Here is a 14451-nt window from a genome sequence, read left to right as displayed (position 1 = left end):
GCATGACCATGACAAATTACGATGCCGAATGGGCCGCTTCCTACGAAGAACGCGCCGCTGATCTGGCCGCGCGCGGCATGTACCTGCCCGAGGAAGAGCACGCCAGCTGTGGCGTGGGGCTGGTCGTCAATGTAGACGGCTCCCGCTCCCGCGCGGTGGTGCAGAACGGGATCAACGCGCTCAAGGCGATCTGGCACCGCGGTGCGGTCGATGCCGACGGCAAGACAGGCGACGGCGCGGGCATCCACGTGCAAATCCCGGTCGAGTTCTTCAAGGATCAGATCGAGCGCACGGGTCACACCCACCGGGGAGAGTTGATCGCGGTCGGGCAAATCTTCCTGCCGCGCACGAATTTCGCCGCACAGGAACGCTGCCGTACCATCGTGGAAACGGAAGTCCTGCGCATGGGCTACACGATCTATGGCTGGCGGCACGTGCCGGTCGAGATCTCGTGCCTGGGCGAGAAGGCCAATTCGACACGCCCCGAGATCGAACAAATCCTGATCTCCAACTCCAAGGGCGTGGACGAGGATGAGTTCGAGCGTGAGCTTTATGTCATCCGCCGCCGGATCGAGAAGGAGGCCATGGCCGCCCAGGTCCCGCAGCTCTACATCTGTTCGCTGTCGTGCCGCTCCATCATTTATAAGGGCATGATGTTGGCCGAGCAGGTCGCCGTGTTCTATCCCGATCTGATGGATGAGCGGTTCGTGAGCGCGTTCGCGATCTATCACCAGCGGTATTCCACCAATACTTTCCCGCAGTGGTGGCTGGCCCAGCCGTTCCGCATGTTGGCCCATAACGGTGAGATCAACACGCTGAAGGGCAACCTCAACTGGTTGAAATCACACGAAATCCGCATGGCTTCGAACTATTTCGGGGACATGGCCGAGGATATCAAGCCGATCGTGGCCGCAGGCTCGTCCGATTCCGCGGCGCTGGATGCAGTGTTCGAGGTACTGGTCCGCGCGGGCCGCAATGCCCCAATGGCCAAAACGATGCTGGTGCCCGAGGCCTGGTCCAAGACCGCAACCAAGATGTCGAAGGAGTGGGAGGAGATGTACGCCTACTCCAACTCCGTCATGGAGCCATGGGACGGCCCCGCCGCGCTGGCCATGACCGACGGGCGCTGGGTCTGCGCCGGGCTGGACCGCAACGGCCTGCGCCCCATGCGCTATGTCGTGACGGGTGACGGCATGGTCATCGCCGGGTCCGAGGTCGGCATGGTTCCGGTGGATGAGATGAACATCGTCGAAAAGGGCGCACTTGGCCCCGGCCAGATGCTGGGCGTGGACATGGCGCGCGGCATCCTGCTGCACGATGTCGAACTGAAGGACGAACTCGCCGGCTCGCAACCTTTCGGTGAGTGGGTGGGTCGCATCAGCAATCTGGACGACATCGCCAAGGTCACGACGGAAACCGTGTTGAGCACAGGCGAGGATCTGCGCAAGCGCCAGATCTCCGCCGGGTACGACATCGAGTTGCTGGAGCAGATCCTGCATCCAATGGTCGAGGACGGGAAGGAGGCGCTCGGCTCGATGGGCGACGACACGCCACAGGCGGTCCTGTCCGAAAAGTACCGCCCGCTGAGCCATTATTTCCGCCAGAACTTCAGCCAGGTCACGAACCCGCCGATCGACAGCCTGCGCGAACATCGCGTGATGTCGCTCAAGACGCGGTTCGGCAACCTCAAGAACGTGCTGGACCAGACCGGCGCGCAGGCCGAGATTCTGACGCTGGACAGCCCTGTTCTGACCAATGCGCGCTGGGACAGCATGCTCACCTATTTCGGGGACAGCGCCGCTGTCATCGACTGTTCGTTCGCGGCGCAGAAGGACGGTATGCGTGAGGCATTGGACCGGGTGCGGACCGAGGCGGAGCAGGCCGTGCGCGCCGGGGCAAACCACATCATCCTGACGGATGAGAACGTGGACGAGCAGCATGTCGCGCTGCCGATGATCCTCGCCACCTCCGCCGTGCATTCGGGGCTGACGGCGAAGGGTCTGCGGACCTTCTGTTCCATCAACGTGCGATCGGCCGAATGCGTCGATCCGCATTACTTCGCCGTGCTGATCGGATCGGGGGCCACCACCGTCAACGCCTGGCTGGCGCAGGACTCCGTTGCCGACCGGATCGAACGGGGCCTGATGGACGGCCCGCTGTCACAGGCGATGGACCGCTTCGTCGAGGCGATCAACCAAGGCTTGCTCAAGATCATGGCGAAGATGGGCATCTCCGTCATCTCATCCTATCGCGGTGGCCTGAACTTCGAGGCGGTGGGTCTGTCGCGCGCGATGTGCGCGGAATTCTTCCCCGGGATGCCATCGCGCATTTCCGGCATCGGCATCCACGGCATCCAGCAAAAGGCGCTCGACATCCACGCGCGCGCCTATGCCAACGGCACGGATATTCTGCCCGTGGGCGGCTTCTACAAGGCGCGCCGGTCAGGCGAATCCCATGCGTGGGAGGCTCAGGGCATGCACATGCTGCAAGCCGCCTGTGACCGGGGCAGCTACAAGATCTGGCAGGAATACAGCCGCTCCATGCAGGCACGTGCCCCGATCCACCTGCGCGATCTGCTGGGCTTCCAGCCGGGCAACAGCCCGATTTCGGTGGATGAGGTCGAGAGCATCACCTCCATCCGCAAGCGGTTCGTGACGCCAGGCATGTCGCTGGGCGCCCTGTCGCCCGAGGCGCACAAGACCCTGAACGTCGCGATGAACCGCATCGGCGCGAAATCCGATTCCGGTGAGGGAGGCGAGGATCCCAAGCATTTCAGCCCTGAGCCGAACGGCGACAACCCCTCGGCCAAGATCAAGCAGGTCGCGTCGGGCCGCTTCGGTGTCACGGCGGAATACCTCAACAATTGTCAGGAACTGGAAATCAAGGTCGCGCAGGGTGCCAAGCCCGGTGAGGGCGGGCAGTTGCCCGGCTTCAAGGTGACGGAGATGATCGCCAAGCTGCGCCACTCCACCCCCGGCGTCATGCTGATCTCCCCCCCCCCGCACCACGATATCTATTCGATCGAGGATCTGGCGCAGCTGATCTATGACCTCAAGCAGATCAACCCGGATGCCAAGGTCTGCGTCAAGCTGGTGGCACAGACCGGCGTCGGCACCATCGCCGCCGGTGTGGCCAAGGCGAAGGCGGACGTCATCCTGATCTCGGGCCACAACGGTGGGACGGGGGCATCGCCGCAAACCTCGATCAAACATGCCGGTTTGCCGTGGGAAATGGGCGTCAGCGAGGCGCATCAGGTGTTGAGCCTGAACAACCTGCGCTCCCGCGTGACGCTGCGCACCGACGGTGGCCTGCGCACGGGCCGCGACATCGTGATCGCGGCGATGATGGGGGCCGAGGAATACGGCATCGGCACCGCCGCCCTGATCGCGATGGGCTGCATCATGGTGCGTCAGTGCCAGTCCAACACTTGCCCGGTCGGCGTGTGTACGCAGGATGAGGAGTTGCGCGGCAAGTTCACCGGCAGCGCGGACAAGGTCGTGAACCTGATCACCTTCTACGCGCAGGAAGTGCGTGAGGTGCTGGCCAGCATCGGCGCACGGTCGCTGGACGAGGTGATCGGCCGGGCGGACCTGCTGACGCAGGTCTCACGCGGGGCGGCACATCTGGACGATCTCGACCTCAACCCGATGCTGATCGCGGTGGATGAGGAGCGGGGCACGATCTATGACCGTGACAAGCCGCGCCAGACCGTGCTGGACACCCTGGATGCCAAGATCGTCCACGACGCGCAGCCGTTCTTCAAGGACGGGGAAAAGATGCAGTTGAGCTATTCGGTCGAAAACACCGACCGGACGGTGGGCACCCGCGTATCGTCGCATATCGTGCGGCGCTTCGGGATGCGCAACGATTTGCAGCGCGGACACCTAACGGTGAAGCTGGAAGGCTCCGCCGGTCAATCGCTGGGCGCGTTCGCGGCACCGGGGCTGAAGCTTGAGGTCTCGGGCGATGCCAATGATTACGTCGGCAAGGGCCTGTCGGGCGGTCGCATCGTGGTACGCCCCGTTCTGGGCAGCCCGCTGAACGCCGCCAGCAACACGATCATCGGCAATACGGTGCTGTATGGTGCCACGGCCGGCGAGTTGTTCGCCAACGGGCGCGCGGGTGAGCGGTTCTGCGTCCGCAACTCCGGCGCTTCTGTGGTGATCGAGGGCTGCGGCTCGAACGGCTGCGAATACATGACCGGCGGCGTTGCGGTCATCCTCGGTTCGATCGGGGATAATTTTGGCGCGGGCATGACCGGCGGCATGGCCTTCATCTATGACATCGCAGGCGATTTCGACGTGCGCATGAACGATGAGAGTATCATAGCCGTGAATGTCGAAAGCGCCCATTGGGAACGCGTGCTGCGCGATCTGATCGAGCAGCACGTGATCGAGACCGGATCGCGCCGGGGCGAGGAGATCCTGCGCAACTGGTCGGACGAAATCACCCGGTTCCGCCAAGTCTGCCCCAAGGAAATGCTGAACCGTTTGTCCGCCCCTCTCAGCGACCGCGCCGACGCGATCCCGGCGGAATGAAACCAGCTGCCCCCGGCCACGGGGGCAGCGATGCTGCTTTGAACTACCTCCCACGACAGCACCCTTACAGGTGCCATTGTGTCAGTGGCCTTTAATAATCAGCAATTTCCATGGCTGAAGCCTGCTTTATGAAAAGCGGCATCGGATAGAATTTCTGCGCAAAAATCCCACACCGAGCAAAACATACACTGAAATGATATGATTGGTGCACCCATCAGGATTCGAACCTGAGGCCTCTGCCTTCGGAGGGCAGCGCTCTATCCAGCTGAGCTATGGGTGCGTCCGTCCGCTGCATACTGTAAGCGTGAGGAGAGCGCAACGGTTCTTGATGGGGGCACCATGCCGCTAAACGTGATGATCGTGGTACAGGAGGGGCGGCTGGCCTATGAGGCGCTGTTGGCGACCGCCAGCTATGTACCCTCCCCCGACATGCGACTGTGGTTGATGGAGCCGCAACCCGGCCCGTTATGGCCGACGGATCCGCGCATCGCGGACCCCGATATCCGGGGGGAGCTGGAACGCCACGCACCGATCACTCCGTTCGAATGCAGGCATTTCGGCGCAGCCTATCCCTATGGCAACAAGATCGAAGCCCTTGCCGCCTTGCCTGAGGCAGAGCCGTTCCTCTTCCTCGACACCGACACGCTGTTCCTGGGCCCCCTGCCCCGGATCGACACCGCGCGCCCCGCTGCCAGTCTGCGCCGCACGGCGAGTTGGCCGAACCCTGTTCCCGGCGGCCCGGACAGGGGTGAGATCTGGCGTGCCCTCCATGCGCGATTCGGCCTAGAGTTGATTGAGGATACCGACCATCCACCAGGCGATTGGCAGCGGTATCCCTATTACAACGCCGGATGGTTCTTTGGTCCCTGCCCGCGCCGGTTCGGCAAGCTGTTCGCAAGATATGCGACGGAGATCCGCAGCGATCCGGGTGAGGCGCTGGCGGGACAGGCGCTGATGCCGTGGCTGGATCAGATCGCACTGCCGCTGGTCATCGCGGCCGAGGGCGGTGCCCCGCGCGCGGTTCCCGGCCTCGACGGGGCGGCGACCTGCCACTGGCGCACTCTGCCACTGGCCTATGCCCGCGAACCCGACGCTGTGATCGCACGGCTGGAACAGGTCGCGCAGATAAACCGGGTCAAGAAGTTGCTCAAACGCTATCCCCCGTTCCACAGAATGCTCTATCGCGGGGGGGGTGCCGCGGCGCGCGCATTGTTCGCGGACGGTCTGCCCGCGCATGAGGCGGACATCCGCAAACGCCTGCGCGCCGCCGACCTCTGGCTGCGCTAGGGCCGATGCCCGCCTCGAAGTCCGTTAGTCCTTTGAGCTTGGGACGTCGATCATCTGGCCCAGATACGCCCCGGCGAAGATGTGGACATGCAGGTGCGGCACCTCCTGATGGCCATCCGGTCCGGCATTGGACAGCATCCGGTATCCCGATCCCGCATCCGGCGTCACGCCCATCTGCTGCGCAACCTTGCCCAGCGTGCGGATATAGTCGGTGATTTCCGCTTCGCTCGCCTCCGCCGCGAAGTGGTCGAAGGTCACATAGGCCCCTTTGGGTATGACCAGCACATGCTGCGGGGCCTGTGGGGCGATATCCTCGAACGCGAGGCAATGCTCTGTCTCCATCACCGTCTTGTTGGGAATTTCACCGCGCAATATCTTCGCGAAGATGTTCTGGTCGTCATAGGTATAGGCCATGGTGGCTCTCCTCTTTCATGGGGTCCGGTTCAGTCGAAGGTCAATTCGGAGATCGCGAAATCGCGGCCGTCCCCGAACGGGATGTCCAGAAAGCGGGCGATCTGCTCGCCGGCCAGATCTGCACTGTCCTCGGGGTTGAGCGCATATAGATGCGTCAGCCCCAGATCGCGCAGGGCATTGCTGTCATCTTTGAATTGCCGGTCCAGGGTGCGGATCAAGGGGATCGAATCCGCCATCTGGGCCTCCTCGGGCAGCAGCCCGGCACGTTTCGCATGTCCCAAAAGGTACTCGTCGTCGATATGGGTGCGCAACTCCATCACTCGCAGGCTGCACTGATCATCGCGGATATCGCGCAGCGCCTCGAAATTCGAAGGGTCGAGGCAGATCATCAAGCGATCCGTGCCATGATATTCCAGCAGCATTCGCAACACCGCCCGGCGGTGGCGTCCCCGCTTGGGTTTCGAGGTCTCGATCCCGCCAAGCTGCGGCAGGACGCCGGAATCCTCATCGAAAACATAGCCGTGAGCAGGCGGGCCGCCAGCGCGGCGGGCCGCGTTCATGAACCGCTTTCCGACATGGTATTTCTTGCACACGACCACCAGCATTTCGCTGTCGCGACCGATCTTGCCGCCGCGTTCCCAGAACCGCTCACCATATCGCCGCCCGATCCGGCCACGTTGCGTGACATAGGCATATAGCGCCCCGGCGGTATCCGCGGTGACCATGCGGTCGAACTTCTGCGAATAAAGCGCGCGCAGATGATCGCGCAGGTTCAGCGCGTTTTCGGACACCTTCCGCGCGAACAGATGCGGCTGTGTTCGGATCAGGTCATAGTGATCGTCGTGAAACACCAGCGGCAATCCGTAATCGGAGAATGCGAGGAATGTCAGCGTCCGGTTGACCACCTGATCACGGGGCGTCACGTACATGACCAGCGTCTGAAAGAACGTCTCATCCGGGATCCAGGTGGTCGAGAAGAATTTCGGTATGTCCCGGCGTTGCGCGATCAGGTTCAGGACACGGTCCAGGGTCTTGCGCCGCAAAACACACCATTGCGAGCCTATATGGATCGTCAGCCCCTTCGGCGTACCACGCTGCAAGCCCAAGGCGCGTTGCAGCTTGAGAGAGCCGTAAAACAGCGCCTTTCGCGTGCGTTCGTTGAAATAGTGGCGGTAGTGCAGGCGGTCTTTCTTGATCCCGGTCTTGATCCAGTCGCTTTCGAAAAAGTCGTGATGCTCGACGAAATCCTTGTCGTTCTCCTCTAGGAACCGGGCGATATAGGCGCGGGATTTCGCTGGCATGCAATCGCCCGAGATGAAGTAGAAATGCGTGGCGTCCGGCCAGCTCTTGCGCGCGATCCGCAAGGCGTTGAGCGTGGCGACCACCAGGCTCCATTCGCCCCAGCCGCATTTGACCCGGTCCGCGAAAACTACGTTGGGATCGCCTGCCAGCTCCTTTCGAATCGTGCTCCAGACCTCGGGCGGGGCGCTCTTGTCCACGTGAATGGCGATGCGATCTCCGAATTCGGTGAGCATACGCGCCTGCGCGATGACCCCATCGGGGTTTTTGTGGCAAAGCAGAATATAAGCAATCTGAACCATATGCCTTCAATGCGACGACACATGGCGCGGGGCAAGCTCTTTGACACCGCTTCAGCTTTCTTGACTTGAACTTCTGCCGCCTCCAATGAAGTAAGTGAGGACTTACCTGCGAGGCGAGAATGCCCTTTCCCGGAACATGGATGACCGAAAGCCAGTCGATGATCTACCGCGTGGTGCCGAAATGCGCCTGCTCGACCGTGGGTCAGATCATGTATTACGCCGATCACGGCGAATATTTCGACGGGGATATTCACGACGCGAAATCAGGCATCCACAAATGGGCGCTTGAGGACAGCCAACCTCTGCTGGAGGCCGCCGTCACCGGCCGGGAGCTGTACACTTTCACCGCCGTGCGCAATCCGTACAGCCGCATCCTGTCCAGCTTCTTCGACAAGATCGCAGGCATCCAGCGCAATGGCAAACGCTATCGCGGCAATCTGGTCCCGATGCTGACCAAGCGCTACGGGGTGGAGGTCGAAGGCGATTTCGATCAGATCAAGAGTTTCCGGCGGTTCCTGCTGTTCGTGCGCGACACCATCCGGTTTCGCAAACCGATGGACCCGGACATTCACTGGTCCGCCTGCTCGGGCCATGTCTCGACGCTGATCCGCAATGGCGGGCGCTACAATTACATCTTTCCCACGGAGCGGTTCAACGACGGCATGAAGCATGTGCTGTCGCAGGTCGAAACCCGGCATTCGATCGACGTGGACACCATGCCCCGCTTTAACGAGAGCGCCGGACACGGCCCCAAGCAGGCCCACCCGATCGAGGATTATTTCGACGACCTGTCGAATTTCATCATGCTTGAGATCTATCGGCGCGATTTCAATCTGTTCAAATACGCCAAGGAACCCAACCGGAACCCCCCGGTGAAGGAGATCGACATTGATGAGGTTTACGCGCGCCTCACGAAGTGAGCACGGGATGCCCGATCTCAACGAGATCGACGCGGCGGCAAAACGGCTGCGCGGGCGGATCGTGGCGACGCCGATCCTGCCACTGACCACCGATCGCCTGTCCGATGTCCTGCCCGAGGGGGCGCAGGTCTTCATGAAGATGGAGTTGTTCCAGCAGGCCGGCAGCTTCAAATCGCGCGGTGTGCTGCTGGGCATCGACACCATGACGGATGCGCAGCGCGCGGCAGGGGTCATCGCCTCATCCGGGGGCAATCACGCGCTGGCCGTGGCATGGGCCGCGAATGCCGCCGGTATCGACGCGCTGATCATCATGCCGGAGGCCGCAGACCCGCAGACCGTCGCACGGGTGGCCGACCTGGGCGCCACCATCGAGCGGACCAGCGGCTCCGCCACCAATCTGGCCTATCTGGATGAAAAGACCGCCCAGACGGGCCGCACCAAGCTGCATCCGTTCGAGGCGCCGCACATGCTGCTGGGTGCCGCGACCTGCGGTTACGAGATCGTCTGCGCCCTGCCCGATCTGGATGCGGTCATCGTTCCCGTCGGCGGCGGCGGCCTGATCGCCGGGGTGTCGCGCGCGGTCAAGCTGTTCTCCCCCGCTTGTCAGGTCATCGGGGTGGAGCCTGTCGGTGCCGCGGGCATGACCCGTTCGGTCGAGGCGGGATCGCCGCAAACCCTGGACAGCGTGCAGACCGTCGCCGTCAGTCTGGCCGCATCGCGGGCGGAGCCGCTGACCTTCTCCGCCGTTCAGGCGCATGTGGACCGGATGCTTACCCTGCCAGATTCCGAGCTGATCGCGGCGATGCGCCGGTTCAATACCGATTTGTCGCTGATGGTGGAGCCGGCCTGCGCTGCATCCTTCGCTGCGCTGACGGGGCCATTGCGCGCGGAACTGGCCGGAAAGAGGGTCGCCGTCATCGCCTGCGGATCGAATATCGGGCGCGCGGGCCATGCAAGGATTCTGGACGCAGACTGACCCTCGTTACGTCACGAAAGGTTCAACCGCGCTCACTTACATCCAGCAACGTTAAATCCATATTGAACGTCTATGGATATCCAGACAGACCCGCGCGGAGCGTTCTCCGATCAATTCGGCTGCACCGCTCTGGTCAGGGAACTGGCCGGGGATCTGCCGCCCTGCGCGGCGCGTGGCCTCAGCAAGTTTCTGAATTCGCGATTTTTTTCCTATGACCCGGGCAACTGCCACAGGCAATCCGACCGGGGACGTGCCGTTCGTCTGAACCGTTTCGTTGACTTTCACGTTAACCACAACCAAGTCATACGGAACTTTAAAGAACTACAGTCACTTAACGGCGGGGCCTCGGCATAATGAGCGATATGAACAAGACGACCGACGCATCCGATGCGGCGGACACGCTCGATTTTGAAACCTCGGGCGGGTCGGGTGTTTCAGGCTGGGTCGCGACCGCCCTGACGCTGGCGCTGATCGCCTGGATGGGCAGCGGCTACATCTTTCCGGCTGAGGAAGCCGCCGCGCCAGAAGCGCGCGACGCGGGTCGCCGCGCCGCCACGGTCGCCGTGCGTGCCTCCGTCGCGGAGGAGGTCACGCAGTTCTTCGTGGCCGAAGGGCAGGCCCTGCCCGATCGCGAGACGATGATCCGCGCCGAAACCTCGGGTGAGATCGAGAGCCTGAGCGTGCAGAAGGGCCAGATCGTCGATGCCGGGGTCGAGATTGCCCGGATCGACGCCGCCGAACGCTCCGCCCAGTTGACCCAGGCCAACGCCGAGATCGAGCGCGCCACCCGCGAAGTGGAAAACGCGCAGTCCCTGCTGGAACGCGGGGTCGCCACGCAGGACCGCGTGACCGATGCCCGCGCGGCCCTGGCCACGGCGCAGGCGCAACTTGCCACGGTCGAGCAAGGGCTGGACAACACCGTGATCCGCGCGCCCTTTCCCGGATTGCTGGACGATCTGACCATCGACCCAGGTGAATATGTGCAGGCCGGAACCGAGGTCGGCCGCATCATCGACACCGATCCCCTGACAATCGAGGTGCAGGTGCCGCAGCAGGCAGTGTCAGGTATCCGTGCAGACCAGTCAGCGATGGTCAGCTTCATTACCGGGGAAACCCGTGAGGGGACAGTGACCTACGTGTCGGGCAGCGCCGACGCACAGACCCGCACGTTCCGGGCGGAGGTTCAGGTCGCGAACCCGGACGGGGCCATCCCCTCCGGTGTTTCGGCCCAGATCCGCGTGCCTGTGGGTGAGGCTACGGCTCATTTCATCAGCCCCGCGGTCCTCGCGCTGGGGACCGACGGAATTCTGGGTGTGAAAACCCTCGAAGAGGACAATACGGTCGGCTTCACCCCTGTGGAAATCGTGCGGGCCCAGACCGACGGCATCTGGGTGTCCGGGCTGGATGACCAGGCCACGATCATCACCATCGGTCAGGGCTTCGTCTCCGCCGGGGAGCAGGTCGATCCACGTGACGAGGCGGCGATCGCGCAGGTCAATCTGGCCGCTCCCGTATCGCCCTCCGTTGCGGAAGAGGTACAATGAACAGCCTGATCTCCGCCGCCTTCGGGCGGGCCCGCGTGGTGGCCCTGCTGCTGATATCCATCCTGACGATCGGCGCCGTGGGCTATGTTGCGATTCCCAAGGAATCCTCACCCGAGGTTGCGATCCCCATCATCTACGTCGTCACCACGCTGGAGGGGATCAGCCCCGAGGACAGTGAGCGTCTGCTGGTCGAACCGCTGGAAACCGAGTTGTCCTCCATCGAGGGCCTGAAGGAGATGACTGGCTCCGCGGCCGAGGGTTATGCCTCCGTCACGCTGGAATTCGACCCCGGATTCGAGTCCGAAGAGGCCATGAGCAAGGTGCGAGAGGCGGTGGACCGCGCCAAGACCGACCTGCCCGAGGACGCCACCGAACCCAGCGTGAACGAGGTCAACACCTCGCTGTTTCCGATCCTGACCACCATCCTGTCCGGCCCCGTCCCCGAACGGACCCTGATCCGCATAGCCGAGGATTTGCAGGACGACATGGAGGCCCTGGAGGGTGTGCTGGAAGTCGATATCGGCGGCACACGTGAGGAGCTGCTTGAGGTCCTCATCGACCCCACCGTCTTTGAAACCTACAACCTGACATTCGAGGAACTGATCGGGCAGATCAGTCGCAACAACCGCCTGATCGCCGCTGGCGCCATCGACACCGGCGCGGGGCGTCTGGTGCTCAAGGTGCCCGGCCTGATCGAGGATCTGGACGACGTTCTGAACATGCCGGTCAAGGTGCGGGGCACCACCGTCGTCACCTTCGCGGACATCGCCACCGTGCGCCGCACCTACCGCGACCCCGACAGCTTCGCCCGCATCGACGGCCAGCCCGCGCTGGCGCTGGAGATCAAGAAACGCGTCGGCGCCAACATCATCGAAACCGTCGCACAGGTGAAGGACGTCATCGAGCAGTCCAGCCGCGACTGGCCCGATACCGTCCGCATCGAATACATGCAGGACGAAAGCGCGCAGGTTGAGGACATGCTGGGCGATCTGGAAAACAACGTCATCGCCGCCGTGGTGCTGGTGATGATCGTGATCGTTTTCGCCCTGGGCATTCGCACCTCGATCCTTGTCGGCCTGTCGATCCCCGGCGCGTTCCTGGCCGGTGTCGCGGTGCTGTGGATGATGGGCTACACGATGAATATCGTCGTGCTGTTTTCCCTGATTCTGGTTGTGGGGATGCTGGTTGACGGTGCCATCGTCACAACCGAACTGGCCGATAGGCGGCTGTTGGCCGGGGATACCCCGCGCCAGGCCTATTCCCATGCGGCAAAGCGCATGGCGTGGCCGATCATCGCCTCGACCGCGACCACGCTCAGCGTGTTTTTCCCACTGCTGTTCTGGGACGGCATCGTGGGTGAGTTCATGAAATTCCTGCCGATCACGGTGATTGTCACGCTTGGCGCTTCGCTGCTGATGGCGCTGATCTTCATTCCGGTGCTGGGCGGACTGATCGGCAAGGCGCAACCGCAATCCCCCCGGCAACGTGCGCAACTCGCCGCTGCGGAAACCGGCGATCCGCGCGATATGAAGGGTCTGGCCGGCGGCTATGTCGCCGCGCTGGAATGGGCGATCCTGCGCCCGGGCCGCACGCTGATCTTCGCGCTTATCGCATTGGTTGCGTCCTTCGTCGCCTATGGCCAGTTCGGCACCGGCGTGTCGTTCTTCCCCTCGGTCGAGCCTGATTTCGCGCAGGTTCAGGTCCGCTCCCGCGACAACTTCTCGATCTACGAGCGGGATGAGCTGGTGCGCCAGGTCGAGGATCGCCTGCTCGGCTTTGACGAGATTCAGAGCGTCTATGCCCGATCCACCCTGGGCGGCGGGCAGACGGATGAGGACGTGATCGGCACGATCCAGCTGGAATTCACCGAATGGGACACCCGCCGCACCGCCGAACAGATCGGTGAGGATATCCGCGATGCTGTCGCGGACATTGCCGGCATAGACGTGCAATATGCCGTGCAGCAGGCCGGTCCCGGCGCTGGAAAGCCCATTGCGCTGGACGTGATATCGCGCAACGCCGCGGATCAGCAGGCCGCCGTGGTCATGATCCGCGAGGCCATGGATCGGGTCGGCGGATTTACCGATGTGACCGACGATCGCCCGCTTCCCGGCGTGGAATGGCAACTGGACGTGAACCGGGCCGAGGCCGCCCGCTTCGGTGCCGACATCACTCTTCTGGGTCAGGCCGTCCAACTGCTGACCAACGGGATCGAAGTCGCTGAATACCGCCCCGACGACGCCGAAGGCGAGGTGGACATCCGGGTCCGTTTTCCCGCCAACGAACGCACGTTGGAGGAGTTGGAAAGCCTGCGCATTCCCACCGCTGCGGGCCTGATCCCCATCGGCAACTTCGTCGATTTCGTGCCCGCGCCACGTTCCGGCACGATCCACCGCAGCGATCAGCGGCGCGTCATCACGATCGAGGCCGACGTGGCCCCCGGCCTGTTGCCCAACGATCAGGTGATCGAACTGCAAGCGGCCATAGACCAACTGGATCTGCCCCCGTCCGTCGAGGCAACTTTCGGGGGTGAGGCACAGGATCAGGCCGATGCCGCCGCGTTCCTGATAACCGCATTTTTCGCCGCGCTGGCCGCGATGGTGGTCATCCTCGTTACCCAGTTCAACAGCCTGTATCAGGCGCTGGTGGTGATGAGCGCGATCGTCTTCTCGGTCGCGGGGGTCTTGCTGGGGCTGATCATCACCGGGCGCCCGTTCGGCGTCGTCATGGGCGGGATCGGCGTGATCGCGCTGGCCGGTATCGTGGTGAACAACAATATCGTGCTGATCGACACCTACAACGATCTGCGAAAGGAGGGGCAATCCGCGCGCGAAGCGCTGCTGCGCACCGGGGCACAACGTCTGCGTCCCGTGGTTCTGACCTCACTGACCACGGCGCTCGGCCTGATGCCGATGGTGATCGGGGTGAATATCGACTTCTTCAACCGCTCCATCGTGTTCGGCGCCCCCTCGACCCAATGGTGGACGGAGCTAAGCTCCGCCATCGCGGGCGGTTTGGTGTTCGCAACCGTGCTGACGCTGATCGTGACGCCTGCCATGCTGATGCTGGGCGTTCGCTTGGGCGAATGGCGGGCACGGCGGCGCACGCAGCGTCAGTCCGGCCACGCCGTGCCCGCCGAGTGATCCAGCCCCCGCCAGCGCGTCCGGCGGG

9 protein-coding genes and 1 tRNA gene are annotated in these 14451 nt (G+C 63.1%); 7 read left to right on the top strand and 3 right to left on the bottom strand.

Features of this window, described 5'->3' with window-relative positions; all coding sequences use genetic code 11:
- Window positions 1-8: 8 nt before the first annotated feature.
- Window positions 9-4538: a glutamate synthase large subunit gene (gene gltB / locus G8E03_RS03125; RefSeq protein WP_166188578.1), complete on the top strand. Its 4530-nt coding sequence runs from the start codon at window positions 9-11 to the stop codon at window positions 4536-4538.
- A gap of 203 nt (window positions 4539-4741) precedes the next feature.
- Here gltB and G8E03_RS03120 read toward each other — a convergent pair.
- Window positions 4742-4818 (bottom strand) — tRNA-Arg (locus G8E03_RS03120).
- Window positions 4819-4877: 59 nt separating this feature from the next.
- On the opposite strand from G8E03_RS03120, the gene G8E03_RS03115 reads away from it, so the two are divergent.
- A complete protein-coding gene (locus G8E03_RS03115; protein ID WP_166188576.1) occupies window positions 4878-5825 on the top strand; it encodes a hypothetical protein in 948 nt (315 codons plus the stop codon).
- A 24-nt stretch (window positions 5826-5849) separates the two neighbouring features.
- Here G8E03_RS03115 and G8E03_RS03110 read toward each other — a convergent pair whose 3' ends face one another.
- Complete coding sequence (locus G8E03_RS03110; RefSeq protein ID WP_166188574.1) at window positions 5850-6239, bottom strand: HIT domain-containing protein; 390 nt, start codon at window positions 6237-6239, stop codon at window positions 5850-5852.
- Between the two features lie 29 nt (window positions 6240-6268).
- The gene (locus tag G8E03_RS03105; protein WP_240910406.1) at window positions 6269-7774 is read right to left on the bottom strand and encodes a DUF5928 domain-containing protein; all 1506 of its coding nucleotides are present in this window, start codon (window positions 7772-7774) and stop codon (window positions 6269-6271) included.
- Window positions 7775-7959: 185 nt separating this feature from the next.
- Between G8E03_RS03105 and G8E03_RS03100 the strand changes: the two genes are divergently transcribed.
- From G8E03_RS03100 to G8E03_RS03085, 5 genes are all read left to right on the top strand, one after another.
- Window positions 7960-8760 (top strand): sulfotransferase family protein, encoded by an 801-nt coding sequence (locus tag G8E03_RS03100; RefSeq protein WP_166188570.1) that lies wholly within the window; start codon window positions 7960-7962, stop codon window positions 8758-8760.
- A 7-nt stretch (window positions 8761-8767) separates the two neighbouring features.
- Window positions 8768-9736 carry a threonine ammonia-lyase gene (locus G8E03_RS03095; RefSeq protein ID WP_166188568.1) on the top strand — a complete coding sequence of 323 codons (969 nt, stop codon included), beginning with the start codon at window positions 8768-8770 and terminating at the stop codon, window positions 9734-9736.
- A gap of 72 nt (window positions 9737-9808) precedes the next feature.
- Entirely contained in the window at window positions 9809-10090 is a 282-nt protein-coding gene (locus tag G8E03_RS17280; protein WP_205793204.1) for a hypothetical protein, read from the top strand.
- Window positions 10090-11280 carry an efflux RND transporter periplasmic adaptor subunit gene (locus G8E03_RS03090; RefSeq protein WP_240910405.1) on the top strand — a complete coding sequence of 397 codons (1191 nt, stop codon included), beginning with the start codon at window positions 10090-10092 and terminating at the stop codon, window positions 11278-11280. Before G8E03_RS17280 ends, G8E03_RS03090 begins: the two co-directional genes overlap by 1 nt.
- Window positions 11277-14423: an efflux RND transporter permease subunit gene (locus tag G8E03_RS03085; protein WP_166188564.1), complete on the top strand. Its 3147-nt coding sequence runs from the start codon at window positions 11277-11279 to the stop codon at window positions 14421-14423. Before G8E03_RS03090 ends, G8E03_RS03085 begins: the two co-directional genes overlap by 4 nt.
- Window positions 14424-14451: the final 28 nt, after the last annotated feature.

This window comes from Pontivivens nitratireducens, assembly GCF_011290545.1.
GTDB lineage: Bacteria > Pseudomonadota > Alphaproteobacteria > Rhodobacterales > Rhodobacteraceae > Pontivivens > Pontivivens nitratireducens.
Note: the sequence above shows the minus strand (reverse complement) of the source record. Positions and strands in the feature narration are given on the sequence as shown.

Bases quoted from the DNA above. Each gene is read 5' to 3' on its own strand.
- G8E03_RS03095 (WP_166188568.1), top strand. From the start codon at position 8,768: ATGCCCGATCTCAACGAGATCGACGCGGCGGCAAAACGGCTGCGCGGG.
- G8E03_RS03090 (WP_240910405.1), top strand. From the start codon at position 10,090: ATGAGCGATATGAACAAGACGACCGACGCATCCGATGCGGCGGACACG.
- G8E03_RS03105 (WP_240910406.1), bottom strand. From the start codon at position 7,774: ATGCTCACCGAATTCGGAGATCGCATCGCCATTCACGTGGACAAGAGC.
- G8E03_RS03110 (WP_166188574.1), bottom strand. From the start codon at position 6,239: ATGGCCTATACCTATGACGACCAGAACATCTTCGCGAAGATATTGCGC.
- G8E03_RS17280 (WP_205793204.1), top strand. From the start codon at position 9,809: ATGGATATCCAGACAGACCCGCGCGGAGCGTTCTCCGATCAATTCGGC.
- G8E03_RS03115 (WP_166188576.1), top strand. From the start codon at position 4,878: ATGCCGCTAAACGTGATGATCGTGGTACAGGAGGGGCGGCTGGCCTAT.
- gltB (WP_166188578.1), top strand. From the start codon at position 9: ATGACAAATTACGATGCCGAATGGGCCGCTTCCTACGAAGAACGCGCC.
- G8E03_RS03085 (WP_166188564.1), top strand. From the start codon at position 11,277: ATGAACAGCCTGATCTCCGCCGCCTTCGGGCGGGCCCGCGTGGTGGCC.
- G8E03_RS03100 (WP_166188570.1), top strand. From the start codon at position 7,960: ATGCCCTTTCCCGGAACATGGATGACCGAAAGCCAGTCGATGATCTAC.